21 protein-coding genes and 1 pseudogene are annotated in these 25,747 nt (G+C 72.1%); 16 read left to right on the top strand and 6 right to left on the bottom strand.

Annotated elements, in window-relative coordinates; all coding sequences use genetic code 11:
- From ABT336_RS20395 to ABT336_RS20385, 3 genes and pseudogenes are all read left to right on the top strand, one after another.
- Positions 1–418: pseudogene (locus ABT336_RS20395) on the top strand (hypothetical protein); the annotation flags it as partial.
- A gap of 123 nt (positions 419–541) precedes the next feature.
- Entirely contained in the window at positions 542–3,103 is a 2,562-nt protein-coding gene (locus tag ABT336_RS20390; RefSeq protein WP_350898205.1) for a bifunctional FO biosynthesis protein CofGH, read from the top strand.
- 507 nt (positions 3,104–3,610) lie between these two features.
- Positions 3,611–3,868: a WhiB family transcriptional regulator gene (locus ABT336_RS20385; protein ID WP_007455784.1), complete on the top strand. Its 258-nt coding sequence runs from the start codon at positions 3,611–3,613 to the stop codon at positions 3,866–3,868.
- A gap of 150 nt (positions 3,869–4,018) precedes the next feature.
- Here the strand turns inward: ABT336_RS20385 and ABT336_RS20380 are convergent, their stop codons facing one another.
- Positions 4,019–4,468, bottom strand: coding sequence for a metallopeptidase family protein (locus ABT336_RS20380; RefSeq protein ID WP_350898204.1), 450 nt, complete (start codon positions 4,466–4,468; stop codon positions 4,019–4,021).
- A 161-nt stretch (positions 4,469–4,629) separates the two neighbouring features.
- Between ABT336_RS20380 and ABT336_RS20375 the strand changes: the two genes are divergently transcribed.
- Positions 4,630–4,998 (top strand): DUF3499 domain-containing protein, encoded by a 369-nt coding sequence (locus tag ABT336_RS20375; RefSeq protein ID WP_350898203.1) that lies wholly within the window; start codon positions 4,630–4,632, stop codon positions 4,996–4,998.
- A 92-nt stretch (positions 4,999–5,090) separates the two neighbouring features.
- Positions 5,091–5,840, top strand: a complete 750-nt coding sequence (locus ABT336_RS20370) for a GNAT family N-acetyltransferase (RefSeq protein ID WP_350898202.1) — start codon at positions 5,091–5,093, stop codon at positions 5,838–5,840.
- A gap of 27 nt (positions 5,841–5,867) precedes the next feature.
- Here the strand turns inward: ABT336_RS20370 and ABT336_RS20365 are convergent, their stop codons facing one another.
- Together ABT336_RS20365 and ABT336_RS20360 are read right to left on the bottom strand one after the other, a co-directional pair.
- Positions 5,868–8,762, bottom strand: a complete 2,895-nt coding sequence (locus ABT336_RS20365; protein ID WP_350898201.1) for an amino acid adenylation domain-containing protein — start codon at positions 8,760–8,762, stop codon at positions 5,868–5,870.
- Between the two features lie 109 nt (positions 8,763–8,871).
- Entirely contained in the window at positions 8,872–10,104 is a 1,233-nt protein-coding gene (locus tag ABT336_RS20360; RefSeq protein WP_350898200.1) for an SUKH-3 domain-containing protein, read from the bottom strand.
- An 81-nt stretch (positions 10,105–10,185) separates the two neighbouring features.
- Between ABT336_RS20360 and ABT336_RS20355 the strand changes: the two genes are divergently transcribed.
- The 11 genes from ABT336_RS20355 to ahcY all read left to right on the top strand — a co-directional run bounded on the left by ABT336_RS20355 (position 10,186) and on the right by ahcY (position 24,352).
- Complete coding sequence (locus ABT336_RS20355; RefSeq protein WP_350898199.1) at positions 10,186–10,608, top strand: YbaB/EbfC family nucleoid-associated protein; 423 nt, start codon at positions 10,186–10,188, stop codon at positions 10,606–10,608.
- Positions 10,601–10,936, top strand: coding sequence for a hypothetical protein (locus tag ABT336_RS20350; RefSeq protein WP_350898198.1), 336 nt, complete (start codon positions 10,601–10,603; stop codon positions 10,934–10,936). The genes ABT336_RS20355 and ABT336_RS20350 overlap by 8 nt, the downstream gene beginning before the upstream one ends.
- A gap of 17 nt (positions 10,937–10,953) precedes the next feature.
- Positions 10,954–15,294: a toxin glutamine deamidase domain-containing protein gene (locus tag ABT336_RS20345; protein ID WP_350898197.1), complete on the top strand. Its 4,341-nt coding sequence runs from the start codon at positions 10,954–10,956 to the stop codon at positions 15,292–15,294.
- 118 nt (positions 15,295–15,412) lie between these two features.
- Positions 15,413–15,724 (top strand): hypothetical protein, encoded by a 312-nt coding sequence (locus tag ABT336_RS20340; protein WP_350898196.1) that lies wholly within the window; start codon positions 15,413–15,415, stop codon positions 15,722–15,724.
- 216 nt (positions 15,725–15,940) lie between these two features.
- Complete coding sequence (locus ABT336_RS20335) at positions 15,941–17,491, top strand: hypothetical protein (protein ID WP_350898195.1); 1,551 nt, start codon at positions 15,941–15,943, stop codon at positions 17,489–17,491.
- Positions 17,492–17,583: 92 nt separating this feature from the next.
- The gene (locus tag ABT336_RS20330) at positions 17,584–18,969 is read left to right on the top strand and encodes a phosphomannomutase/phosphoglucomutase (protein WP_350898194.1); all 1,386 of its coding nucleotides are present in this window, start codon (positions 17,584–17,586) and stop codon (positions 18,967–18,969) included.
- A 61-nt stretch (positions 18,970–19,030) separates the two neighbouring features.
- Positions 19,031–19,210: a Trm112 family protein gene (locus tag ABT336_RS20325; RefSeq protein WP_350898193.1), complete on the top strand. Its 180-nt coding sequence runs from the start codon at positions 19,031–19,033 to the stop codon at positions 19,208–19,210.
- On the top strand, positions 19,207–20,400 hold the full coding sequence (locus ABT336_RS20320) for an SIS domain-containing protein (protein ID WP_350898192.1): 1,194 nt from the start codon (positions 19,207–19,209) through the stop codon (positions 20,398–20,400). The genes ABT336_RS20325 and ABT336_RS20320 overlap by 4 nt, the downstream gene beginning before the upstream one ends.
- Before the next feature lie 46 nt (positions 20,401–20,446).
- Positions 20,447–21,433 carry a cation diffusion facilitator family transporter gene (locus ABT336_RS20315; RefSeq protein WP_350898206.1) on the top strand — a complete coding sequence of 329 codons (987 nt, stop codon included), beginning with the start codon at positions 20,447–20,449 and terminating at the stop codon, positions 21,431–21,433.
- 2 nt (positions 21,434–21,435) lie between these two features.
- Positions 21,436–22,599 carry a mannose-6-phosphate isomerase, class I gene (gene manA, locus ABT336_RS20310; protein ID WP_350898191.1) on the top strand — a complete coding sequence of 388 codons (1,164 nt, stop codon included), beginning with the start codon at positions 21,436–21,438 and terminating at the stop codon, positions 22,597–22,599.
- A gap of 253 nt (positions 22,600–22,852) precedes the next feature.
- Positions 22,853–24,352: an adenosylhomocysteinase gene (gene ahcY / locus ABT336_RS20305; RefSeq protein ID WP_350898190.1), complete on the top strand. Its 1,500-nt coding sequence runs from the start codon at positions 22,853–22,855 to the stop codon at positions 24,350–24,352.
- Positions 24,353–24,431: 79 nt separating this feature from the next.
- Here the strand turns inward: ahcY and ABT336_RS20300 are convergent, their stop codons facing one another.
- The 3 genes from ABT336_RS20300 to ABT336_RS20290 all read right to left on the bottom strand — a co-directional run.
- The gene (locus ABT336_RS20300) at positions 24,432–24,617 is read right to left on the bottom strand and encodes a hypothetical protein (protein WP_350898189.1); all 186 of its coding nucleotides are present in this window, start codon (positions 24,615–24,617) and stop codon (positions 24,432–24,434) included.
- Complete coding sequence (locus ABT336_RS20295) at positions 24,614–25,510, bottom strand: tetratricopeptide repeat protein (protein ID WP_350898188.1); 897 nt, start codon at positions 25,508–25,510, stop codon at positions 24,614–24,616. Before ABT336_RS20295 ends, ABT336_RS20300 begins: the two co-directional genes overlap by 4 nt.
- Positions 25,507–25,747: hypothetical protein (locus ABT336_RS20290; RefSeq protein ID WP_350898187.1), on the bottom strand; the 241-nt coding region annotated here is incomplete at its 5' end. The genes ABT336_RS20290 and ABT336_RS20295, both read right to left, overlap by 4 nt.

The following is a 25,747-nucleotide window of genomic DNA, read 5'->3' as shown; positions in this document are numbered from 1 at the left end:
GGCCACCCCGGCCGGGCCGGAGACCCCGTCGACCGGCACCGGGTTCGGCACGCAGACCCCGTCGGCCCCGCCGTTCGGGCAGCCCCCCTCGGCCGAGCCCACCCAGGCGATCCCCAGCCGTCCGGCGGACGAGAACGAGGGGTTCCAGAACCGTCCGGCGGACGCGACGGAGGCGATCCCGAGCCGTCCGGCGGACGCGACCGAGGCCGTGCAGACCCAGTCGATCCCGAGCCGTCCGACCGACGCGACGGAGGCGGTGCAGACCCAGTCGATCCCCGGCCGTCCGGCGGACGCCACCGAGGCGGTGCAGACCCAGGCCATCCCGCCGCAGCGTGGTGACGACACCGAGGCGGTCACCGGCCGCGACGGTGACAGCGACCGTACGCAGCCGTTCACCTCGCGTACCGACCCGAGCTGATCCGTCTGTCCGCCCACCGGGTGGTCCCGGGCCGACCCGCCGCCGTCGAGGTGTCGGGTCGGCGGCCGGGTCGGCCGTGGGCGGGGGCACCGTCGTGGGCCGGGCGGGCAATAGGCTGTGCGGATGGTTGATCGCACCGAGCCCGGCCCCACCGTGGAGAGCACCCGCCGTGCTCTGCGTCGGGCGGCGACCGGACGGACGCTCGACGTGGCCGAGGCCACCGCCCTGCTGGCTGCCCGCGACGACGACCTGGCGGAGCTGCTCCGGATCGCCTCGGGTGTCCGTGACGCGGGCCTGCGGGAGGCGGGCCGTCCCGGCATCGTGACGTACTCGAAGAAGGTCTTCATCCCCCTGACCCGGCTCTGCCGGGACCGCTGCCACTACTGCACCTTCGCCACCGTGCCGCACCGCCTGCCGGCGCCGTTCCTGGACCGGGACGAGGTGCTCGACGTCGCCCGCGCGGGGGCCGCCCAGGGCTGCAAGGAAGCCTTGTTCACCCTCGGTGACCGGCCGGAGGAACGCTGGCCGGCGGCGCGCCGGTGGCTCGACGAACGCGGCTACGACTCGACTGTGGACTACCTACGGGCCTGTGCGGTCGCGGTGCTGGAGGAGACCGGGCTGCTGCCGCACCTCAACCCCGGTGTGCTCTCCTGGTCGGAGCTGCAACGACTCAAGCCGGTGGCACCGAGCATGGGGATGATGCTGGAGACCACAGCCTCCCGGCTCTGGTCCGAGCCGGGAGGCCCGCACTTCGGGTCGCCCGACAAGGAGCCGGCGGTACGCCTGCGGGTGCTCGACGACGCCGGTCGGGTGGGGGTGCCCTTCACCACCGGAATCCTGATCGGCATCGGGGAGACCCCCGCCGAGCGGGTCGACGCGATCTTCGCCATCCGCCGGGCGCACCGTGAGTACGGCCACCTCCAGGAGGTGATCGTGCAGAACTTCCGGGCGAAGCCGGACACCGCGATGGGCGGCATGCCCGACGCCGAGCTGCACGACCTGGCCGCCACCGTGGCGGTGAGCCGGGTCCTGCTCGGGCCGAAGGCCCGCATCCAGGCCCCGCCGAACCTCATCGAGGGGGAGTACGACCTGCTGTTGCGCGCCGGGATCGACGACTGGGGTGGTGTCTCCCCGCTGACCCCGGACCACGTCAACCCGGAGCGTCCCTGGCCGCAGCTGGACGAGCTGGCCCGGCACACGACGAACGCCGGTTTCACACTGCGGGAGCGGCTCACCGTCTACCCGGAGTACGTCCGGGCCGGCGACCCGTGGCTGGATCCTCGGCTGCTGCCGCACGTGCGGGCGTTGGCCGATCCGCAGACCGGGCTGGCCGTCGAGTCCGCCCGACCGGTGGGGCTGCCCTGGCAGGAGCCGGACGAGGGGTACGGCGGGCGGACCGACCTGCACGTCGACATCGACGTCACCGGACGGACCGGGGATCGGCGGGGCGACTTCGACCACGTCTACGGCGACTGGTCGGCGGTGGCCGGGCAGGCCGAGGCGAGTGGGGCGGCGGGCCGCTCGGCGGCCGGGACCGGTGCCGCCGACCTGAGGGCCGGGTTGCGCCTGGCGGCCACTGATCCGGCGGCGCTGCTGGAGCCCGGAAACGGGGACGCGGCGATGGCGCTCTTCGCCGTCGAGGGTCCGGCGCTCGACGAGTTGTGCCGGATCGCCGACGACGTCCGACGTGACGCTGTCGGCGACGACGTCACGTACGTGGTCAACCGCAACATCAATTTCAGCAACGTCTGCTACGTGGGCTGCCGGTTCTGCGCCTTCGCCCAGCGGGAGCGGGACGCCGACGCGTACCGGCTCTCGGTCGAGCAGGTCGCCGAGCGGGCGGAGCAGGCGTGGGAGGCCGGGGCGAGCGAGGTCTGTCTCCAGGGTGGGATCGACCCGAAGTTGCCGGTCACGATCTATCCCGAGCTGGTCCGGGCGATCAAGGCCCGGGTGCCGGGGATGCACGTGCACGCGTTCTCTCCGATGGAGATCGTCACTGCGGCGGCGAAGGCCGGGGTGAGCGTCCGGGACTGGCTGGTCCAGTTGCGGGAGGCGGGACTGGACACCATCCCGGGCACCGCCGCCGAGATCCTCGACGACGACGTCCGTTGGGTGTTGACGAAGGGCAAACTGCCGGCGGCGGCCTGGGTGGAGGTGGTCGGTACCGCCCACGAGCTGGGCATCCGGTCGAGTTCCACGATGATGTACGGCCACGTCGACCATCCTGGACAGTGGTTGGCGCACCTGCGTGTCCTGGCCGGTTTGCAGGACCGTACCGGTGGGTTGACGGAGTTCGTGGCGTTGCCGTTCGTGCACACGAACGCACCGATCTACCTGGCCGGGATCGCCCGACCCGGGCCCACCTGGCGGGAGAACCGGGTGGTGCACGCTATGGCACGGCTGCTCCTGCACGGGCGGATCGACAACATCCAGTGTTCCTGGGTGAAGCTCGGTGACGAGGGGTCGGCGGAGCTGCTCCGGGGTGGGTGCAACGATCTCGGGGGCACCCTGATGGAGGAGACGATCTCGCGGATGGCCGGCTCCGGCAACGGGTCGGCGCGGACCGAGGAGCAGTTGGTGGCCATCGCCTCGGCCGCCGGACGGCCGGCGCGTCGGCGGACGACCGCCTACGGACGGGCACGGACCGAGCCGGGGTCGGCGAGCGTACCGGTGAAGGGGTCCTGAGCAGCACAGATTGTCGAACTTCCGATCGCCGACCGTCCACATCGTGGGCGGTGCGTGATCGTGTTCGTGGCTCGGCGAGCGCGGCGAGGGGGACCGCGTTACCCTTTCCCACCAAGAAACGTGATCTTGGTGGGTGACCGGATCTCGCCCGCCGTCGATGCCCCCGTCGACGCGCATTCCGACGGATGGTCGTCGATGGGTGTGCCGGGGCTGCGGTGGTCGCGCCACGGGAAAACTCGGGCAACTCGCCGAGGGGGCGTTACTCGTCCGGGGTCTGAATCGATAGGGCAGGTTGCGAGGGCCGGGCGGCCCGGATGGTCGTCCGCAGTGGTGTCAGGAGGGCAACTCCATTATCAAGTTCGGCTTGACGGCGCACGTATTACACACGTGTAATTTGAATGGGGTTGTTCACACCGAACGCAACAAATCCGGATCGGACGGACAAACACGCCTTTCGCGTGGGGGTTGCAGCGGCGCTGGCGCCGGTGCGCGACAAGGAGGCAACTGATGGACGGCCAGTTGGAGGTGGCCGACCTGCTCGGGAACGCGCCGGAGTGGCAGGAGCGGGCACTCTGCTCGCAGACCGACCCCGAAGCGTTCTTTCCCGAGAAGGGCGGTTCGACCCGCGAGGCGAAGCGGATCTGCTCGCGCTGCGAGGTCAAGACGGAATGCCTGGAGTACGCGCTCGGCCACGACGAGCGGTTCGGAATCTGGGGCGGGCTCTCCGAGCGGGAGCGGCGCAAGCTCAAGCGGCGGGCCGCCTGAGCGAATCGGGTCGGGGCGGTGGGGGCCGCCCGACTCAGGTCACGCGGACCGGGCCCACGGGGCGTACGGATCGGCCCCGGGGGAGGGGCCCGGCACCGCGTACCGGATCGCCGGACGCCGGTCAGGACGGGGCCAGGCAGGAGGGGTCGGTCAGGACAGTTCGTCCGGGTCGACCCCGAGCAGGTTGGCGACCTGCTCGATGATCACATCGTGGACGAGGTCGGCGAGATCCTCGCGATCCATCGCCCGGAACTCCAGCGGTCGCCGGTAGAGCACGATGCGCGGCGGCACCTCCTGCCGGCCGGGGCGGCCGGGCAGCAGCCGGGCCAACGGAACCTCACCGTCCTCCAGGACGTCGGAGTCGTAGACGTTGAGATCCGGCGGAACGTCCTCGACGGCGAACTCGACCCCGGCCAGCTCCTTGGCGAACCGCCGCTCCAGACTCTCGACGGTGTCGAGCACCAGGTCGTCGAAGACCTCGGCCTTGGTCCGGGCCAGCGGCACTGTCGCCGGAACCAGCCGCCCGCGCAGCCCGCGACCGTGCCGGTCCCGGTGGGTCCGTCGGCCGGAGCCGGGGCGGCGGTGTTGCGGGCTCGTCATGAGGCACAGGGTAGCCCGGTCCCGGCCCGGCCTGCGTCTGTGCCGTACCGCTGGCGCGTTGGACCCCCCATCGGCCGATGGTACGAATTGTGATCTCCGTGACGGGCGTGTCGTAACGCGAACCGGTGCGCCGGACCCGGTAATGGGGATACCCTGCGCCGGTGAGGTCACCACGGCGCTGCTCCCGAAACGCCTGCCCCCGGCAAGCGGTCGCCACATTGACCTATGTCTACAACGAGTCGACGGCGGTCGTGGGGCCGCTCGCCGCGTTCGCCGAACCCCACACGTACGACCTGTGTGAGCCGCACGCCCGGAGCCTCACGGCCCCGCGCGGCTGGGACGTGGTCCGGCACGAGGGGGAGTTCGAACCGCCCCCGCCGACCACCGACGACCTGGTCGCCCTCGCCGAGGCGGTCCGGGAGGCGGCCCGGCCCGCCCCCCGACCACCGGTCGAGGACGAGAGGACCCTCCCGCACAACCCGCAGACCGGTCGTCGGGGGCACCTCCGCGTCATCCCGCCCCCGCACTGACCCGCACCGTCCCGGGGCGGCCTGTCGACCGGTTCCCTGCCGATCGCGGGATGTCCTTGCGGCCGGGTTCGCCCGGCGACGACGATGGGGTGATGACGCCCCCGGAGGTCCCCCCAGCCGACGGTCCGATCGAGGTCCGGGAACTCTCCGCCGGCCACGACGTCGAACTCCTGCACCAGGGGTACGCGGAGATCCTCCTGCCCAGCTTTCCCCCCGACCAGTTGGAGAGCGTCGACGTCCTCGACGAAGGGGTCGCGTCGGGCACCACCCACGTGGGCGTCGCGGTGGCCGACGACCGGCTGCTCGGCATGGCGGTGGCCGACTCGTTCGACGGGGTGCTGCTGCTGAGCTACGTGGCGGCCCGTCCCGGCCTGCGCGGGGGTGGGGTGGGCAGCGCGCTGCTGACCGGGCTACTGCCCCGGTGGCGGGACCGGATCGGTGCCGAGGTGGTGCTCGCCGAGGTCGAGGATCCCCGGCGTCACCCCGTCGGGGAGTTCGGCGACCCCCGGGCGCGGCTGCGTTTCTACCAGCGACTCGGGTTCGGGCTGCTGCCCTTCCCGTTCTTCCAACCCCGGATCCGCCCCGAGAGCCGACGGCAGCACGGGATGCTGCTGATGGTGCAGACCACCGGCGTACCGGTGCGGGCATCCCTGGTCAGGACGTTCGTCACCGAGTACTTCGCCGGTGCCGAGGGTGAGACGGTCGACGAAGACCCCGAGTACGCCGCCCTCCTGGCCCTCCTCGACCGACAACCGGCGGAGTCGACGCCGCTCGGTGTCGAGGACCTGCACACGGTGCCGCTCCTGGCCCCGACCGGTGAGGCCGCAGAGCGGACGGGATGACCGACCACCCCTCGCCCGGCGGCCGACCTATCCGTCCGCCCCCGCCCCGGCGAGACGGTCCACCACGTCGAGTTCGGCGACCACGTCGACCTCCCACCGCTGGACGACCTCCCCCCAGTGATCGGTGAAGGCGCTGCGCCGACGCCCCAACTCCTGCGGCGACGGGCCACGCGGAAAGAGCCGGGCGGCCAGCCCCTCCACTGTCACAGTGCGGTCGGCCACGTCCGTCGTCTCCGGTGGCACGCCCCCCGCCGTGGCCTCGACCAGCGCGGCCACCAACTCCGGGCGCTGCGGACGGTCCGACCACGAGCGGGCTCGGGCCGCCGCCCGCGCCGTGATCTCGGCGTAGAACCGGTGGGTGTACGCGTCCGGCGGGTTGACCGGTCGGTCCAGGTCACTCGCCATCCGCTGGAAGAGGAAGGCCCGCAGCACCGCCTGACCGTACTGGCGGGCGGCGGTCACCGGATCGTCGTCGTGCAGCAGGTCGCCCAGGAGCCGATGCAGGTTGGCCAGGAGTTCCGACTCGACCTCGCCCTCCTCCTCCCTGAGGCGGCGCAGCAGAGCACCACAGCGGCGGCACCGGGCCGACGCCGAGCGGCGGTCACCGGCGGCGAAGGCGACCTCGGCCCACTCGAAGTAGAACCAGGCCAGCACCCACGGGTCGTCGAGGTCGACGAACTCCGACTCGCTGCCGCCGTACTCCTGCTCGGCGAGGGCCAGACGCCCGTCGTACCAGTAGGTGTGTGCGGTGAACAACCGCAGGTACAGCCAGGCCCGCCGACGGACACCCTGCTCCGCCGGGGTGCCGGCCGACCGCCAGCCCCGGTGCAGACCACACAGCTCACCGATGGTGCGCAGGGCCAACCGGGCCTGGGTCCAGTGCGCGCCGGACGGCTTGCCCGGCCCCGTCGGATAGTGGTGGTGGAACCTGGTCAACTCGTCGAACAGGTCGCGGTCCTCGGCCACCCGGACCGAGCGCTGCCAACTGTCCAGCAACTGCCTACAGAACGAGAAGTCGACGTAGACGCCCCACCACCAGAACGCCTCGAGGAACAACAGGACGAACCGGGTCCGAGCCAGGTGGCGTTCGTCGACGAGCTCGGCCGAGTGCGCCAACCACTCGGTCTCGTACGTCTGCCAGACCACGTCCTCGTACTTGAACCACGAACCGTACGCCGTGGTGGTCTTGCCCTCGATCAGCCGGATCCGGTCGTAGTAGTAGGTGGCGGCCCGCCGGTGGATCCGAAGCCACAACTCCGGTCGGAACCGGCGGACGGCCTCGGCGAGCACCGGCCGGACGAAGTCGTGCAGCCGGTACCTGTCGTCGAAGGCCAGCGGTTCGAGCAACCCCAGACTGTGGATCTGCCGGACGGCGTCACCGATCCGGCCCGGTTCGGCGGCCAGGTCCTCGCCGTCGAGGAGGGTCTGCACCATCTCGACGTCGAAGCTGTGCAGGAGGGAACAGACCTCCACCACCCGCCAGGCGTCCGGGTTGCGCTCGGGTCGGATCACCGCACGGACCAGGTCGTCGATGCGGAGTTCCCCGCTCTCCGACGCCCGCAGCAGCATCCTCCGCAGTCCGGCCGGGTTCATGGCCTCAGCCGCGTTGGCCCGGATCATCTGGGTGACGAGCTTCAGCCCGTACGGGTGCCCCCCGGTGAAGTCCAGCACCGTCGAGACCAGTGCCTCGGCCGAGCGCTGCCCGAAGTGGTGGGTCAGGAACGCCTGGGCCTCGGCGGTGTCGAACCGGGGCAGCTCCTGGACCAGATCCGGGTCGAACACCCGTCGACCGTGCTCGGCGTATGCGTGGGGAACCAGGGGGAGGACGACCGAGGTGCCCGGCAGCCGGGCGCTGAAGGCGACGAACCACTGACCGACGGCGTCGTCGATGAGCGTCTCGAACCCGTCCAGGATCACCACCGCCCGACGTCCCGCCAGGAAGGTGCGCCAGTCGGCGAGGAACGCCTCGTCCACCCGTCGTTGCGCTCGGCGCAGCCGATCGAGGGGGTCCTCCGGGGCGGGCTGGAGGTCGACGTGGATCGTCAGGTCGGAGATCCGCCCCCCGGTCCTGGCCTGGACGTCGTTGTGGACCGCGACGACGGTGCTCGCCGCGTCCTGGGTGCTCTCGGCGGCTGCGGCGAAGGTGCCGAAGTGCCCCAGGTCCCCGCCGACGAGGTCACCCAGCAGCTGGGTCGACTTGTCGAGCAGGAGCGCCGCGACCAGCACGTGGAGGGACTCCCCGTACTCCCCCCGGTACGCCTCGCTGAGGCCGTACGGCTCGGCCCTCATCTCCGGCCGGGACGGCACCACGACGACGTCCGGGAACTCCCGCCGGACCGCCGAGCGCAGCAGACCCAGGAACGAGGTCTTGCCCATGCCGTGTCCGCCCACCACGACCAGGGTCTCGTCGCGTCGGATGGCCTCCAGCACCCGGCGTACCTGGGGATCCCGGCCGACCAGGCCGTCCACCACCCGGACGACGGCCGGGACCCGCCCGGGCTCATCGGTCCCGGGCCGCCCCGGTCCGACGGTCGGGACCGGTCCGGGCTCCTTTCTCCCGGGCCGGTCCGTCGGGGCCTGCACCGGTGCGTCTCTCGGCGGTGCCGATCGGACGTGTACGTCCTCGACGACGCCCCGGGTGCTCGCCGACACCGTCGTCGGCCCCTCGGTGTCGGGGAGCGAGACCCGGCGGACCCGTCCACCGAGCCAGGCTGCCACCCGGTGCCCGGTCCGGCTCGGCCGCCCCCCACCCGTGGCGTCGTGGCTGAGGTAGGCGACCGCCACGACGAAGCTGCCGACCCCGGCCAGCCAACTGGCCGCCTCGACGCCCTGAAGACCCCAGACCAGTGCGGCTGCCCCGAGGGCGAGGGTGACGACGGCGACGAGGAGCGCCCTCAGCTTGCGGGCCGGAGAAGACGGCATGGGGTCATTGTGCACCGACGAGCGATCTGTATCGATGTGACATGTCGGCGTATGTCGGGTCCTGCCCGATCGGGACCCGGACCCTGTGTCGGCGACCCGACAACCACTGTCACCAGGTGCCGTCGTCGCGTACCCGGGCGGGGGCGTGACCGAGCAGCAGGGTGGTGAGAGCTGCGTCGACGTCCCCACCCAGGAACCATTCACCTGCCTGGTCCAGAGCGAAGATCCGACCGTGTTCGTCGACGGCGAGGAGGCTGTCCTCCTGCTCGGAACCGATCGGGAACAGTCGGGCCCCGATCACGGCGGCGGCGTCGGCCAGAGTGTCGGCGCTGTGCGCCACCCGCTGCGGGTGGATGCCGAACCGTGAGATCCAGACCTCCGTCCCCGGGCCCCGCCGCCCCCCGACCAGTCCGGGGAAGGCGGCGAGGGTCCGGGTGGCCGCCGGGAGGACGACGTGCCCGTGGGTCGCGCCCCGGACCGCGCACACCTGCTCCACAGTGGCCGCCGCCATCACCTCGTCGCCGAAGTGCGGTCGCCAACCCGCCGCCACCAGGGCGTCGGCCACCGGGTCGGGGAACCGCCCCGGCATCGGCGACACCTGTGGCCCCGGACGCCACTGCTCGACGAAGGCCAGCTCCGACCAGGGCAGCAGGTCGAAGTGGACGAGGAAGGCAAGGCAGGAGTCGCAGGGACGCTCGGCCGGACCGCCGGCCGGATCGCCGGTCTCCCGGATCCGGTACGACTCGAACCGCGCCGAGCCGAACAGCAGCCGTGCCTCGTCCTGCACCAGCGGCGGCTCTCCGGCGAGTCCGCGCCGGTGGTCGTGGTGGTGCAGGGCGTCGGAGACCGCGATCACCTCGGCGTGCCGCTCACCCCCGCGCACCAGGTGCCCCGGGGGTAACCCGTCGAGGTAGGACCGGACCAGGGCATGGTGGTCGAGGTCGACATCCCCCTTGACGCCGTACGCGGTGAACAGCTCGTCCTGCACCGTGAGGTGCGCGGCGACCCCGGGCGTCGGCAGCCGTCGAAGCTCCCGGAGCAGCTGGGCGGACGGGTCGACGGTGCGGGGCGGCGGACCCTGGACGGGTCGACTCCGTCGGTACATCTGCTCGACCACGTCGGTGGGGACCCGGGGCCAGGTGGTGACCTCGCCGGACGCCTTGTCGATCACGGTCGTCGGCAGGTCGCCGGGGACCGCCCGGACATCGGTGGAGACGGTGGAGGAGACGACGAACCCCAGATCGAACTCGGTCACCGTCGGACTGCACTCGTGGCCGAGGCGTTGCGAGTCACGGCGGGCCCACACGGCGGCGAGCAGCTCGGCCTGCTGACGGTCGATCACCGTGCTGAAGTTACCGGACCCCACAGGTTTCGTGGCGCCCGGTATGGTCTTCCCTACCTTCGGTGACGGAAGGGTGGGCTGGTGGAGGGTGTGGACCGGGACGCCAACCGTGCACTCCGGGCACGGTTCGACGATGTGTACGGACAGTATCGACAGCTGCGGTCCGGTCTGGACGAACTCCAGGGTCGGCTGGCCGAGCTGCGGGTGACCGAACGGTCCGCCGACGGGCAGGTCACAGTCACCGTCGGTGCCCGGGGTGAGGTGGTGGCCGTCGACCTCGACCCGGCCGTCTACCGGACCCGGGACGCTCCGGCGCTGAGCCGCACCATCACGAAGACGGTGCAGGCCGCGGCGGGTGCGGCGGCGACGGCGACCCAGGAGTTGGTGGCCGGCTACCTGCCGGCCGGATCGGGATCGATGGACTTCCTGCGCACCGGTGACCTCGGTGCCCTGGTGCGTCGGGCCGACGCGGCGGTCGAACGAGAGCGGGACGGCGATGGCTGACGGGCAGGTGTGGCTGGACCCCGGTCGAGCCCGGCGGGGCGGTCGGGATCTCGGCCTGGCCGGGGCGGCGGTCACCGCCCGACAGCGGCAGGCGGGCGGCCGGATCGCGGCGGCGAGTGCGCAACGCCCCTGGGGACGCGACGACATCGGTGCCGCCTTCGAGCGCGCATACCGGGGCTACGAGGAGACGGTCCTGCGGGCCTGGGCCGGGCTCGGTCGACGCATCGAGGGCCTCGGTGACGACGTCCTGCGGGCGGTGGACGCCGACCTCCAGACCGACACCGCGAGCGGCAGGCGGCTCGACCGGGTCACCGACCAGCGACCCTGACCGCCGGAGGCGTACCCGTGACTCTGCTGCCGAGTCCGATCCCGCACCCGCTGGACCTCACCCCGTGGGAGCTGCCGGGCTGGGTGTACGAAGCCCTGGACTGGGTGGTCGGGGTGGAGTGGCCGGAGGGCGACGAGCGCGCCGTCTGGGATCTCGCCGACCAGTGGTACGCCGTCGCCAGCGCGCTGACCGGACCCCGAGCCGACGCGATGGCCGCCGCCGGTGAGATCCGCAGCGGGTACGGCGGCACCGGGGCGGTCGCCCAGGCGTTCGACAGCGCCTGGCGGCGGGTGGCCGACGGCGACGAGGCACCCCTGCCGGTGCTGCTGGCGATCACCCAGGACCTGGGTCGCCTCGTCGAGGAGTGCGGCTGCGACATCGAGGGCGCCAAGATCGAGGTGTGGATCGAGCTCGGGATCCTCGTGACCGAGCTGGCGATTCTCGCCACGGTGACGGTGTTGACGGCCGGTGCCGCCTCCCCGGCCGCCGCCCCGGTGATCGCGGCGACCCGGGTCGTCGTCCAGCAGATCTTCCGACGGCTCGTTGCCCGGCTGGCCCGAAAGACGCTCAAGCCCGGGCTCAAGGAAGCCGGCGAACGAGCAGCCCGGGAGACGGTCCGGCACGCGGCGCGCGGCCTGGGACGCAAGGCCGCCCTCGGCGGTGTCGTCGAGGCCGCCGAGGAGAGCGGGATCACCCTCGCCACTCACACCTACCAGAACACCACCGGACGTCGGCAGGGACTGGACGTCGGGGAGCTGGGCACCTCCGCCCTCGGTGGCCTGGCCGGCGGGGCCGCCGCGCCGCTGGCCTCGCTGGGACGACACGCGACCGGCCGGCTGACCAGGATGGGCGAGCACGTCGGCCGGTCGATGGGAGCCGAGGTGATGGCGGAGAACGCCGCCAGCCTCGCCACCGGGCAGGGGCCGACCTCGCTGGAGGAGGCGGCGCGGGCGGCGGCCTCCGGGGCCCGGGGCTCCACCACCGCCCAGGCCGACGCCGCTCTCACGGCCCGGCTCGACGGACGGCTCAGCGCCCTCGCCGGTGCCCCGTACCCGCCACCTGGTCTCGTCCCGCCCCCGCCGGTAGCTGATCCCGCCCGGCCCACCGCCGTGCCGTCACCTACCGCCGTGCCGACGCTTGCAGCCGTGACACCGCCAGCAGCCGGGCCGAGTGCCGCCGCGTCGCCGGTCGCCGGGCCGGGAGCGGCTGTGTCGGGTGTCGAAGCGTCGCCGGTCGCCGGACCGGGGGTGGCTGGGTCGACCGTCGCCGTGTCGCCCTCGTCGACAGTCGACATGTCGGTGGCGCGGATCGAGGACTCCGGCGGGGCGGCCACCGGGCAGGACCCCACGGCGAGGGCTCCGGTGACCGGCCCCGAGGCCGCCGCCCCACCCTCCCCGGTACGCGGCACCGACGCCGCCCCGACCCTGGCGGAGCCCGGGACGGCTGCCTCGACGGCTCCGCCCGGACCTGCCTCCGGGTATCCCGGCGTGGCCCCGGTCGCCCCGGACGGGTCCCCGAGTCCGGCCACGTCGACCAGCCCGACAAACCACTCCGGCCCGCCCCCCGTCCCCGGCCCGAGCCCTGCCTCCCCCGGACCCGGCCCGAACTCCGCCACCTCTGGACCCGGTTCGAGCCCCGCTTTCTCCGGACCCGGCCCGATCACCGGCGAGCTGCGCCGCGTCGGCCTGCTCGACGGAACCGCTCCGTCCTCGACGGCAGCCCTCACCCCGTCCACCCCGGTCGCGTCGTCGTCCGTCCCGGTCGTGTCGCCGTCGGGGTCGGTCGTTCCGCCCCTCACCCCGCCGGTGCCGGGTGTCCCGTCGCCTCGGCAGCCGTCCCCGGTGCCCCGACCCGGTGTGGAGGCCGATCCTCCGCCGCCGGGGCGGGCAGGTGCCGACCGGTACGCGGCCTGGTGGAACGCCGAACGGGACGCCGCACAGCGGCGGCAGTACCAGGGACACCTTCACTCCCGACGGGCCTGGCACGAACAGGGACGCCGCACCGCCGAGGCGGGGCGGATGAGGGAGTGGGCGGACTACTACGCCCACCGTGCCCGGGCGTACTCGGCGCACGCCTCGCAGTTGCGACAGGCCGGGCAGGTGCGAGCCGCCATCGCCTGGGACGAGGCCGCCACCGACGAGTTCCGTAACAGCACCTACTGCCGTGACCAGGTCGACGTCGCCCTGAGCGGGGCAGCGGCACCCCCGACGACCACTGTCGACGGCGAGGCGGACTTCCGCCGGGTCAACGAGGACGGCGCGCAGCTGGCGCTCGGGGCGGTGGAGACCGACGACCGGTCGGCATTGACAGGCCGCGCCGGGCACCCCCCGCCGATCGACCGGTCCCGTCGCTACGGGCAGCGGGGTGGGCTGCGCCCACCGTTACGGGTGCACCAGACCGACCTGGAACGGCACATGCCCCGGGGCCCGGGCGGCCGGGTGCAGCGGACCGCCGACCCCCGTCGGGGCGGCTGGTTCCGACTGGCCAACGACGGGGGACCACAGGCGGACCCGACCCGGGGAATCAACTGCGTCGACTGCACCTTGTCGCTCTACGAGACCTGGGCGCACGGGCGACCCCGGGTGTCGGCGCCCCGTACGTTCGACGGCTACCAGTTCGGGGACGTGCGGCGGCCCGTCGACGGCGAGGCCGGCGGGCCGGCCCGGATCGAGGCGGCGACCGGTGGACGCTTCCAGCGTCTCTGCGCACCACCCCCGCCGGGCGGGCCGGTGTCCCGGGGGTCCGCGGTCCACGGGGCCTACCGGCAGTTGCACGACCACCTGCGGATCGGTGGGCACGGCAGTTACGCCTTCCTGATCACAGAGTGGGAGGGCGGGGGCGCGCACATCTGGGTGGCCCTGAACCAGAACGGCACGGTCCTCTACCTCGATCCTCAGCTCGGTGTGGTCAGCGAACGTCCGCCGTACGGGCATCGGGGCGTCCCGCACCCTGACAACGTGGTCGACGTGGACGCCCTGGTGCTCGGCGCCGACGGTCGGCCGATGCCCCTGGGCGGTCTGCAACGTGGCCGGTACAACGTCCTGCCCGACCCCCCGCCGCCGCCTCGACGGGCCGGTTACGCCGTGCACCACCCCGACCGGCCGGACCCGTCCCGTCGGCAGGGGTCGGCGACACCGGCGGGATCGCCGACGCCCGACTGGGCGGATCCGAGAACCCCGGAAACGGACCGGGAGGCTTCGGAGCCGGTCGGGTCGGAGATCTCCGCCCGGGACGTGGTGGCCGCCGCCGGAGCCCTCGACGAGCTGCGGACCGCCGGGGTGAGCCCCGCACGGGTCGCCGCCGAGCTGGATCCGGCGGCGTTGCAGCGCCTGGTGCCGTACCTCGGTGAGCAGGAGGCGCGGGACGCGTCGCTGGTGCTCGCGGACGACCGGGTCCGACGGATGCTTGACGAGGCGTGGCGCTCCCCGCCCGACACCCACCCCGAGTTGGCCGGGACCCTGCTGACCCGGTTGGCCTGTCGGCCCGACCTGGTCCGGGTGATCCTCGACTCACCCGAGCTCGCCGTCTCCCTGACCGCCCGCCCGGTCACCCTGCTCAACCTGGCGGACAACCCCCGGGCGGTCCAGGCACTGACCGAGGTGCTGGCAGGGCTCGATGCGGATATCGAATCGAACCCGTCGGGTGAGATCGGATCATCCAATCGGCCGTCGCTGATCACGACGGAGCAGCAGGCCATCAGCGAAGCAGCTCGATCGGCGCAGAAGCGGGCTACGCAACCGAGATTTGACCCGGCCATGAGAGAAGAGCCCGAATATATGCGTCGTTATCTAGATGATCTTTATCGATCTGCCGAGGTGGCGCAGTGTGAGCTTAATGCACTGGCCGTCGAAATTTCAAAGATTGATGGTCGGCAGGTGGGTAAGCCTGGATGGCGTACCGCTCCGAAGAGGTTGGACAGAGTTCGGGACAAGATTGCGAAGTTTCAGGGAGATGCCTCGAAGCTAAATGATCTGGCCGCTGCTAAAGTGGAGTTTCGTTCGCTAAATGACGTGTATCTCGCGTTGGAGCGGGTGATGGCTGATCCATCGATCGCAATTGTGCGGTTCGAGGACAGATTCCTGGACCCGCAGAAAAGTGGATATTGTGATTTGCAGTTCGTTCTCAAGATGTCGAATGGGCACCTCGGAGAGTTTCGCATACATCTCGAGCAGGTTGACGAGGTAGCCGCCTGGGAGCACTCCCTCTATGAAGTGAGGCGAGACATCGGCGCTCTGGCGCAGCAGGAGGCAAGGTTGATGACGGCACGGGAGGAGAAGTTGGTGGGTAGAATCAGAGAGTTTCAGAAAGCCTGTTTCGAGAGAGCTCTTTCGTCTGCGATCGGGTCATCGGATGCCTGACGAGTACAGCAGTGACCTCGTGCCTTCGTATTATGAGTACTACGGGTCGCCGGTAAAGATCGTCAATAGTCCTGAAGGCATTCGTGTCTGGCGCCTTTCGATCGATGACGGATCCTGGATGGCGAAGGACGAACTCTTTGCGGAGATCGTTCTCGACGTCGGTGGTGAGGTGTACACGCGGACGGTCGACCGGTTCGTTCAGGAGACCGAGGCGTTCCGGGGGCACTACCTCTCCGGTGAGGGGCCGGTCTTCGCGCTGTACGAGACGGTGCAGTCGATGCTCGACACCGCCGAGCGGGAGGGACGACGCCTGACGCCGACCGAGGAGACCCTGATCCGGGGCATCCGGCGGAAGACCTTCGTGATGTTCGAGGAGGAGTTGCAGCGGGCCGGGAGCCCCGGTGCCGATCCGGATCCACCCCGGCCCTGACCGTCCGGTGAAGTGGATGGATGCCCGGTCGGACCGGCGCTAGACCGGCGAAGGTTGTCGGCTGGCAGGAATCCGACGGTGCCGGGAAGACCGGACAGGGATCCGGCAGCACCGGGTAACGCTGCCCACACATGCGGCCTTCGGCGACCACCGGGTCACCCGACCCGGTAGTAGCCTGACCCGCGGCCCAGACCGGGCGGACACGGTGAGGTGATCATGTCGGTACGTCGGCACGTGGTACGAGTCGTGGCGGCCAGTGCGGTGCTGGGCGGCCTGTTGGTCGTCGGTGCCTCCCCGGCGTACGCCGACGAGGACTCGGTCCGGGTCCGGTCCACCAACGGGTTCTCCGCCGGTGGCTCACCGGGATCGGTGACTGTCGAGGTGCGCAAGCGCAGCGAGGGCTGCGTGCGGGTGCGTACCGCGTTGGGGTTGCAGCTGGACGGGCTCCGGGCCGACCAGGTGCGGATGGAGGTCGACGCCGACGGCGGCCGGGCTCCGGTGGGGGTGACAGGCACCGACGGCTCGGTGGGCAGCGGTTTCGTGGCGCCGAAGCGACCCGTGCTCTGCGAGGGCAAGAAGGTCCAGGTCCGTTACCGGATCTCCTTCGAGGCCGGTGCCCCGGCCGGTCGGGTGGCCGTGTTCGCGCAGGTCAGCACCGCCCAGGGGGAGTCGTTCGGGCAGGACGCGACGACGTCCCGGGTCGGCGGCCGGTTGGCGTCCTCGCCCGGTCCCGCGCCGACTGTCACCCGAAGCCCGGTGACCAGTCCCAGTCCCAGCGCGGAGGCCACCAGGGAACCCACCGAGGCCCCGGTCACCACGGCCGGGGCGGGTCTGGTTCCGGTCGCTGCCGAGCAGCCGTCCGCCGCGCCCACCTCCGGTAGCCTGTCACCCATCCTGTACTTCGGGGTCGCCCTGGTGGTGCTCGGTCTCGGGCTGATCGTCCTGCTGATCCGCCGATCCCGGGCGGACCGGCGGGACCGACGGGAACGGGCAGCCCAGGTGGACCCGCCGGGTCGTCCCGACGGGATCGGGCAGCCCGGTCACCAGCGGCCGTCAGTCGCCGGACCGGGACCGGGGCCGCAGCCGCCGCGTGTCGGTGAGACCGTCTACCGTTCCGGTGGCGGGTCCCCGGCGGGTCGCCCCGCAGGCGGGGCGCCGGCCGCCTCCGGCGGTGTCTACGGCCGACCTGCGGGTCAGCCCGCCCCGCCCCCGGCACCACCGGCCGGGCACGTGTACGGCGCTCCGGCCGCCCGACCCACCGGGAACGTGTACGGCGCCCCACCCGCCCGGCCGACCGGAAACGTGTACGGCGCCCCCTCGGCCCCCGCCGTACCTCCGTCGGGGCCGGACGCGCGTGCGGCTGGGGCCGCTGCGGTGCCCGCCGTACCTCCGTCGGGGCCGGACCCGCGTGCGGTGGGTCCGACGGCGGCCGATCCTGGTCGACCGCCCCAGGCGACCCCACCCCCGGTGCCCCAGGCACCCCCGCCCCAGGCACCCCCGCCCCAGGCACCCCCGCCGCAGGCGAACCCGCCCCAGGCACCCCCGCCGCAGGCGAACCCGCCGCAGGCGACCCCGCCGCCGGTGTCGGCGGCCGGTGGCGGAGCGGACCCCTCGCCCGCCGGCCCCACGACGCCCGGCACGGGGTCCCCGGCCGGTGACCCCCCGGCGTCCCCACCCACCGGACCCGGCCCGCAGGCCGCCTCCGAGAGGACGTCCACGCAGGCAGGGGGCGATTCGACCTCGGTGATGCCGCAACCGCCGCAGTGAGCTCCGGCCAATCCGGAGGAGCTTCCCGGGACGTGTCATGCCGCTCCGTTACGCTCAGCTTCGTTGAGGACCTGCGGTGAGGAGCGGAACCGGTGACTGATCTGTCCCAGATCGTGAAGGCGTACGACGTCCGAGGGACGGTGCCGGACCAGTGGGACGAGCGGGTCGCCGAGGTACTCGGTGTCGCCTTCGGCCAGCTGCTCGACCGGACCGACGAGCCCGGTGACGCCGTGGTCGTCGCGTACGACATGCGGGCCACCGGCCCGGGACTGGCCGCCGCCTTCGCCAGTGGGGTGCAGACCACCGGGCGGGCCGTGATCGACATCGGCCTCGCCTCCACCGACATGCTCTACTACGCCTCAGGTTCACTCGACCTGCCGGGCGCGATGTTCACCGCCAGTCACAATCCGGCCCAGTACAACGGGATCAAGCTGTGCCGGTCCGGGGCCCGCCCGATCGGCCAGGACAGCGGCCTGGCGGAGATCCGCGAGCGGGCCCAGGCGTTGCTGGACGGTGCCGCCGAGCGTCCGACGGGTGAGCCGCCCCGGCCGGTGCAGCACCGCGACCTGCTCCCCGACTACGCCGTCCACCTGCGCAAGCTTGTCGACCTTGGCGGCATCCGGCCGCTCAAGGTAGTGGTGGACGCCGGAAACGGGATGGGTGGCTACACGGTGCCGAGCGTGCTCGGCGACGCAGCCCTGTCCGCCCTGCCGCTGGAGATCGTCCCGCTCTACTTCGAGCTGGACGGCACGTTCCCCAACCACGAGGCGAACCCGCTGGACCCGGCGAACCTGGTCGACCTGCAGAAGGCGGTCCGGGAGCACGACGCCGACCTGGGGCTGGCCTTCGACGGGGACGCCGACCGCTGCTTCGTGGTCGACGAGCGGGGGGAACCCGTCTCCCCGTCGGCGATCACCGCTCTCGTCGCGACCAGGGAGCTGGCCAAGCACCCCGGCTCCACGGTGATCTACAACCTGATCTGCTCCACCGCCGTACCGGAGATCGTGCGGGAGCACGGCGGGAAGCCGCTGGTCGCCCGGGTCGGGCACTCCTTCATCAAGGCGGAGATGGCCCGGACCAACGCCGTGTTCGGCGGCGAGCACTCCGCCCACTACTACTTCCGGGACTTCTGGTTCGCCGACACCGGGATGTTGGCCGCGATGCACACCCTCGCCGTCCTGGGCGGGCAGGACCTCCCCCTGTCCGAGTTGGCCCGGGAGTACGAGCGGTACGCCGCCTCCGGTGAGATCAATTCCACGGTGACCGACCAGGCGGCCAAGGTCGCCGAGGTCCGCGCCGCGTACCCGGACGCCGAGACCGACGACCTCGACGGGCTCACCCTGCGTTTCCCGGACGGTGCCTGGTGCAATCTGCGGGCGTCGAACACCGAGCCGTTGCTGCGGCTCAACGTCGAGGCTCCGTCCCGGGAAAGGATGATCTCGCTCCGGGACGAGGTGCTCGACCGGGTACGTCGATAGGATCCCTGCGCCGGTCGGCACCGCCGTCCGGTGAGACCGCACACGTGGAAGGAGCCGCGCCGTGGCCCTGGACCCGCAGTTGCTCGAGATTCTCGCCTGTCCGGACACACACCACGCGCCGTTGACCTACGACGCCCAGGGGCAGACGCTGACCTGCACCGAGTGCGGCCGGATCTTCGAGGTCCGCGACGACGTACCGGTGTTGCTGCTGGACGAGGCGCGCGGCGGGCAGCCGTCGTGATCGAAGGTACGACGGGGGTCAGCGGACGACGCGACCCCGACGAGGCGCTGCTCGACGACGCGCCCGCCCTGCTCGAACACGATCCGGGCGGGATGCTGCGGCACACCGCCTCGGCGGGTGCCCAGGTACGCGAGTCGGCGGCGCTGGCAGCCGAGGCGAACCTGTCGGTCCTCGCCGACGACGGGCGCCCCCGGGCGGTCGTCATCGCCGGCATCGGCACCGCCGGGCGTACCGGTGACGTGCTGGCCACGGTGGCCGGTCCGAGGTGTCCGGTCCCGGTGATCGCACACCGCAGCTCCGGGGTTCCCGGGTGGGTCGGTGCGGCCGACGTGGTGATCGCGATCAGCGCCTCCGGGCGCAGCCCCGAGGCGCTCGGTGCGGCCGAGGCCGCCCACCGGCGCGGAGCCCGGCTGGTGGCGGTCGGGCCGCCCGACTCGCAGTTGCAGTCGGTGGCGGAGCGCGCCCGGGCACCGTTCGTTCCGGTGCCCCGCCGGGCGCCGGCCCGGGCCAGCCTCTGGGCGCTCACCGTCCCGGTGCTGCTGGCCGCCCGAGCCCTCGGGCTGGTCAAGGTCAACGAGGCGGACCTCGCGGAGACGGCGGCCCGGCTGGACGCGGACGCCGACCGTTGCCGTCCCTCGGCGGAGTCCTTCGTGAACCCGGCCAAGTCTCTGGCCCTGGGGTTGGCCGGTTCCATCCCGATCGTCTGGGGATCCTCACCGTTGGCCACCGTGGCGGCTCGCCGGTTCGGTGACACCCTGTCGGCAAACGCCCGCTACCCGGTGGTCACCGGGGCGCTCGGCGAGGCCGGCCGGGGTCGGGTGGGCCTGCTCGACGGGGTCTTCGGTGGTCTGGTCGAGTCCTCACGGGACATCTTCGCCGACTCCGACGACACCGGGGACGCGACCCGTCTGCGACTGGTCCTGCTGCGCGACGGGGGTCTGAACCCCGAGGACGACGCCGACGAGCCGTTGGCCGTCGAGGAGCGCCGGGCCGACGCGGTGCAGACCCTGGCCGAGCGGCGCGGGGTCCGCTGCGACGTGGTGACCGCCGAGGGCGGCTCCGCGCTGGAGCGGCTCGCCTCGCTGGTCGCGGTGCCGGACTTCGCCTCGGTCTACCTGGCTCTGGCCCACGGGTTGGATCCGATGGCCGTCCCGGCGGTCACCGAGATGAAGGAACTGGCGAACCAGTGAACGGACGCTGCGGGTGGCGCAGCTGCCGGACGGCGACGGGGGCGGTGTGAGCGCCTCCGGTGGGACCAGGGCGGTCGTCGCCGCCCTCCTGGCCAATCTCGGTATCGCGGTGACGAAGTTCGTCGCGTACCTGTTGACCGGGTCGTCGTCGATGCTGGCCGAGTCGATCCACTCGGTGGCCGACTCCGGCAACCAGGGCCTGCTGCTGCTCGGCGGGGTCCGGGCCCGGCGGGCGGCCACCCCGCAGCACCCCTTCGGGTACGGGCGGGAGCGCTACGTCTACGCGTTCATCGTCTCGATCGTGCTCTTCTCCCTGGGCGGGCTCTTCGCGCTCTACGAGGCGTACCACAAGTGGTCGCATCCGGAGCCGATCACGGCCTGGCACTGGGTGCCGGTGGTCGTCCTGGTGGTGGCGATCGGGTTGGAGTCCGCCTCGTTCCGGACGGCCATCAGGGAGTCCAACCGGGTCCGCAACGGTCAGACGTGGGTGCGGTTCGTCCGTCGGGCCAAGGCCCCGGAGTTGCCGGTGGTCCTCCTGGAGGACTTCGGTGCCCTGGTCGGGCTGGTCCTGGCGCTCTTCGGGGTCGGGTTGACACTGGCCACCGGGGACGGTCGGTGGGACGCCGCCGGTACGGCGATGATCGGTCTCCTGCTGGTGGTCATCGCGGCGGTGCTGGCGATCGAGACCAAGAGCCTGTTGCTCGGTGAGGGTGCCGAGGCGCAGGACGTGGCGGCAATCGAGGCGGCTGTCACGGCCGGCCCCGAGGTGGAGCGGATCATCCACATGAAGACCCTCTACCTCGGCCCTGACGAGTTGATGGTGGCCGCCAAGATCGGCGTGTCGCACTGCGAGAGCGCCGAGGAGGTCGCGCGGGGGATCAATGCGGTGGAGATGCGGATCCGGGCCGCCGTACCGCTCGCCCGGGTGATCTATCTGGAGCCGGACATCTACGATCCGGCGCGGGCGCGGCGCGGGCCGAACCCCGGGACACCGGCCCCGACCGGTGATGTGGTGGAGAACGCGGAGCACTGAGCATGGAGTTGTTGTACGGGCCGGTGCGGGACTACGCGTGGGGTTCCCGGACGGCGATAGCCCGGTTGCAGGGGCGGACGGTGCCCAGTCCCGGCCCGGAGGCCGAACTGTGGCTGGGTGCCCACCCCAACGCCCCGGCCGAGGTGGACCGGTCCGGCGTCCGGGTCAGCCTGGCGGACCTGCTGCGCACCGAGCCGAGGCGGTGGCTCGGTGACCGGGTCGTCGAGCGGTTCGGCCCCCGCCTGCCGTTCCTGCTCAAGGTGTTGGCCGCCGACGCCCCGTTGAGTCTGCAGGCGCATCCGGACGCGAACCAGGCCCGGGTCGGGCACGCCGCCGACGTCGGGAGGGAGCCGGGGCTGCGCAACTACGTCGACCCGCACCACAAGCCGGAGCTGCTCGTCGCGCTCACGCCGTTCGAGGCGCTGTGCGGGTTCCGCGATCCGAAGGTGTCGGCCGAGGTGTTCGCGGGTTTCGGCGTACCGGCGTTGGAGCCGGTGGTGGCCGCGTTGGCCACCGGGGCGGACGGCCTGCGGGAGGCGGTACGGGCGCTGTTGACCTGGCCGGCGGCCGAGCGGGCCGACCTGGTCGCCTCGGTGCTGGCGGCGGAGCTGACGGGGCCGGACGGCGTCCTCGCCCGGAACCTGGCGGCCGGGTACCCGGGGGATCCCGGTGTGCTTGTCGCGTTGCTGCTCAACCACGTCCGGTTGGCGCAGGGGGAGGCGATCTGGATGCCCGCCGGGAACCTGCACGCCTACCTCAGCGGCTGCGGGATCGAGGTCATGGCGGCCAGCGACAACGTGCTGCGCGGCGGGTTGACCCCGAAGCGGGTGGACGTCGACGAGTTGCTGCGGGTGCTGCGGTTCGAGGTGCTCGACGATCCGGTGGTGGGTTCCCGGCAGGTGGGGGCGGGGGTGGTCACCTGGCAGGTGCCGGTGGACGACTTCGCGCTGTACCAGGTCACGTCGGCCCCGGGGGACGGCCCGGCCCCGCTGGCGGTGACCGGGCCGAGGGTGGTGCTCTGCGTCGCCGGTGAGGTGACTGTCGACGACGGGACCGGCCCGGTGGTGCTGCCGTGTGGGGCGGCGGCGGTGGGGACGGCGCAGGGCGGGCCGGTGGTGTTCTCCGGCACCGGGACCGCCTACGTGGCCACCGCCGGGACCCTCTGACAATTCCGGCAAGACACGCTTTTCCGAAATTCCCGGAATCGGTTGACGCGACGGTGCCCGGGTGTGAGTCTGTGTGTGCGCAGCGTTGTCGCGACGATGGTCCGAGAGCGCGCGGGAACCAAACCGGGGGGATGCACGGGGCGGCCGAGACCACGGGTGAACACGTTCGCCCGGGGGACCGACCGCCCCGTGCGCTGTCCGACGCACGCGTAAGGTGGGCGATCGGGCAGTACATCGTTCGACAGGAGCTTCCATGACCAGCACCCTCCCGGCCACCACGACCGGCGGGCCGTCCGAGGCACGGCCGACCACCCTCGCCGAGGGCGACTACAAGGTGGCGGATCTGTCCCTCGCAGCGTTCGGGCGCAAGGAGATCCAGCTCGCCGAGCACGAGATGCCCGGCCTGATGGCGATCCGGCGGGAGTTCGCCGACGCGCAGCCACTCGCCGGCGCCCGGGTCACCGGGTCGCTGCACATGACCATCCAGACCGCCGTGCTGATCGAGACGCTCGTCGCACTGGGCGCGGAGGTCCGGTGGGCGTCCTGCAACATCTTCTCCACCCAGGACCATGCCGCCGCCGCGATCGTCGTCGGCCCGAACGGCACCCCCGAGGCCCCGTCCGGCGTCCCGGTGTACGCCTGGAAGGGCGAGACCCTGGAGGAGTACTGGTGGTGCACCGAGCAGGTGCTCGACTGGCCCGACGGTCAGGGTCCGAACATGATCCTCGACGACGGTGGTGACGCCACCCTCCTGGTGCACAAGGGCGCCGAGTTCGAGCAGGCCGGAGCCGTTCCGCCGGTCGAGTCCGCCGACTCCGAGGAGTTCGCGGTCATCCTCGGGGTGCTGCACCGGTCACTGGCCTCCGACACCCAGCGCTGGACCCGGATCGCCGCCGGCATCAAGGGCGTGACCGAGGAGACCACCACCGGCGTGCACCGGCTCTACGAGATGCACCGCGACGGCAAGCTGGCCTTCCCGGCGATCAACGTCAACGACTCGGTGACCAAGAGCAAGTTCGACAACAAGTACGGCTGTCGTCACTCGCTCATCGACGGCATCAACCGCGCCACCGACACCCTGATCGGCGGCAAGCTGGCTGTCGTCATGGGCTACGGCGACGTCGGCAAGGGCTGTGCCGAGTCGCTGCGCGGCCAGGGCGCCCGGGTCGTGGTGACCGAGGTCGACCCGATCTGCGCCCTCCAGGCGGCGATGGACGGCTACCAGGTGGCCACCCTGGAGGACGTCGTCGAGACCGCCGACATCTTCATCACCGCCACCGGCTGCTTCGACGTCATCACCAACGAGCACATGGCGCGGATGAAGCACCAGGCGATCGTCGGCAACATCGGCCACTTCGACAACGAGATCGACATGGCCGGTCTGGCGAAGCGCTCCGACGTCACCCGGGAGAACATCAAGCCGCAGGTCGACCTCTGGCGGTTCGACGACGGGCGCGCCATCATCGTGCTCTCCGAGGGGCGTCTGCTGAACCTGGGCAACGCCACCGGGCACCCGAGCTTCGTGATGTCGAACTCGTTCGCCAACCAGACGATCGCCCAGATCGAGCTGTTCACCAAGACCGACGAGTACCCGATCGGCGTCTACGTGCTCCCCAAGCACCTCGACGAGAAGGTGGCCCGGCTCCACCTGGACGCCCTCGGCGTCAAGCTCACCCGCCTCACCGACGTACAGGCCTCGTACCTGGGTCTCTCGCCGGACGGGCCGTTCAAGCCCGACCACTACCGCTACTGATCACCCGGACGCGACACGGAGGGGCCCCTCGACGACGAGGGGCCCCCTCCTGCGCGTCCGCACCGGCGGTGGGGTGGGCTCAGCGGCGGGGGCGGCGGGGCCGGACCCAGGTCCAGACACACCACGCCAACCAGGTCAGCGAGACGGCGGCGGCCAGGAAGCGCAGCCGCATCGCGCTGAGCAGCAGGACCACGGCGAGCACTGTCAGCCAGGGCAGGAATGCCTTCACACCGGCCATTGTGCCGTCTGCGCGCCTGCCGGTCACCTGAGCACTCTGCGGCGTACCAGCACCGCCACCAGCCAGGAGTATCCGCAGTAGAGCAGCCAGAGCACCGTCGCCGCCCAGGCCGCCGTCGTGAGACCGGCCAGGTTGAGCAGGACGATCACGGTGACCGCGATCAGCCAGGTCCGTAGCACCCCGAGCCGGACCATCGGGCGCAGCGGAACGAGCAGCGGGTGGGCGTACACCCGGTAGGCGCGGGCGGCGTCGGCGAACTCCCTGTCGGTCGGGTCCTGCGCCACCGCCTGCCCGAACGAGTTCCCGGCGGCCCTGAACCGGCCACGTTCGGCGGCCGCCGCCCCGTGCAGGGCCAGGGCGGCGGGGTGCTCCGGCCAGGCGGCCAGGAACTCCCGCGCCACCTGCTCGGCCGCCCGGTCGTCACACGTGGCGTACGCGTGCTGGTAGCGGGCGGCGAAGACGGTCGGTGCCCCGGGGTCCTGCTCGGCCGCGCGGGCGATCAACCGACCCGCCTTGTCGGTCTGCCCGACGGCGGTGCACAGGTCGGCGTACTGGCAGAGCAGCCACGGACTGTGCGGGTCGAGGGCCAGCGCGGCCAGCAGGGCGCGCTCGGACTCGACGTACTCCCGCCGGTGGCGCAGGGCCAACCCGAGCCGACCCCACAGGTCGGCGTCGGGCCCGGTCTCGGCCAGTCCGTGCCGGGCCACCGTGACGACCTCGTCCCAGCGGTCCAGCAGGGTCAGCGCCGTCGCCCGCAGCTGGTACGCCACCCGAGTGCCCGCCACCGACGTGGGCAACCGGCCCAGCTCCGTCAGGGCCTGCTCGGGGCGGCCCAGGTCGAGCAGGGCAGCCGCCCGGTGCAGCTGCGGGTCGGGACGGTGTGGCTCGTTCGTCGGCTCCTCCGGGGTGGGCCCGCTCATCCGAGCACCAGGATCAGGACCAGCGTCTCCACCGACCCGAGCAGCACCACAGCGGCAAGGCCCGGCCACCACAGCGAGGACGGTTCGTCACCCCGGAGCTCGGCCAGCCGGAACGGCCGGGCCTGGGTACGGGTGGCGACCACCCCGACCGCGGCCCCGGCCAACGCCCCGACCAGCAGGACCGGCCGGTCCGTGGCGAACAGCGACGTGAGGACGAGCCGGACGGCCACCGCGACC

The sequence above is a fragment of the Micromonospora sp. NPDC000207 genome, from assembly GCF_040300925.1.
GTDB lineage: Bacteria > Actinomycetota > Actinomycetes > Mycobacteriales > Micromonosporaceae > Micromonospora.
Note: the sequence above shows the minus strand (reverse complement) of the source record. Positions and strands in the feature narration are given on the sequence as shown.

Excerpts from the sequence above, each read along its gene's own strand:
- ABT336_RS20390 (WP_350898205.1), top strand. The coding sequence starts at position 542 with ATGGTTGATCGCACCGAGCCCGGCCCCACCGTGGAGAGCACCCGCCGT.
- ABT336_RS20385 (WP_007455784.1), top strand. The coding sequence starts at position 3,611 with ATGGACGGCCAGTTGGAGGTGGCCGACCTGCTCGGGAACGCGCCGGAG.
- ABT336_RS20380 (WP_350898204.1), bottom strand. The coding sequence starts at position 4,468 with ATGACGAGCCCGCAACACCGCCGCCCCGGCTCCGGCCGACGGACCCAC.
- ABT336_RS20370 (WP_350898202.1), top strand. The coding sequence starts at position 5,091 with ATGACGCCCCCGGAGGTCCCCCCAGCCGACGGTCCGATCGAGGTCCGG.
- ABT336_RS20365 (WP_350898201.1), bottom strand. The coding sequence starts at position 8,762 with ATGCCGTCTTCTCCGGCCCGCAAGCTGAGGGCGCTCCTCGTCGCCGTC.
- ABT336_RS20350 (WP_350898198.1), top strand. The coding sequence starts at position 10,601 with ATGGCTGACGGGCAGGTGTGGCTGGACCCCGGTCGAGCCCGGCGGGGC.
- ABT336_RS20340 (WP_350898196.1), top strand. The coding sequence starts at position 15,413 with ATGGCGAAGGACGAACTCTTTGCGGAGATCGTTCTCGACGTCGGTGGT.
- ABT336_RS20335 (WP_350898195.1), top strand. The coding sequence starts at position 15,941 with ATGTCGGTACGTCGGCACGTGGTACGAGTCGTGGCGGCCAGTGCGGTG.
- manA (WP_350898191.1), top strand. The coding sequence starts at position 21,436 with ATGGAGTTGTTGTACGGGCCGGTGCGGGACTACGCGTGGGGTTCCCGG.
- ahcY (WP_350898190.1), top strand. The coding sequence starts at position 22,853 with ATGACCAGCACCCTCCCGGCCACCACGACCGGCGGGCCGTCCGAGGCA.
- ABT336_RS20295 (WP_350898188.1), bottom strand. The coding sequence starts at position 25,510 with ATGAGCGGGCCCACCCCGGAGGAGCCGACGAACGAGCCACACCGTCCC.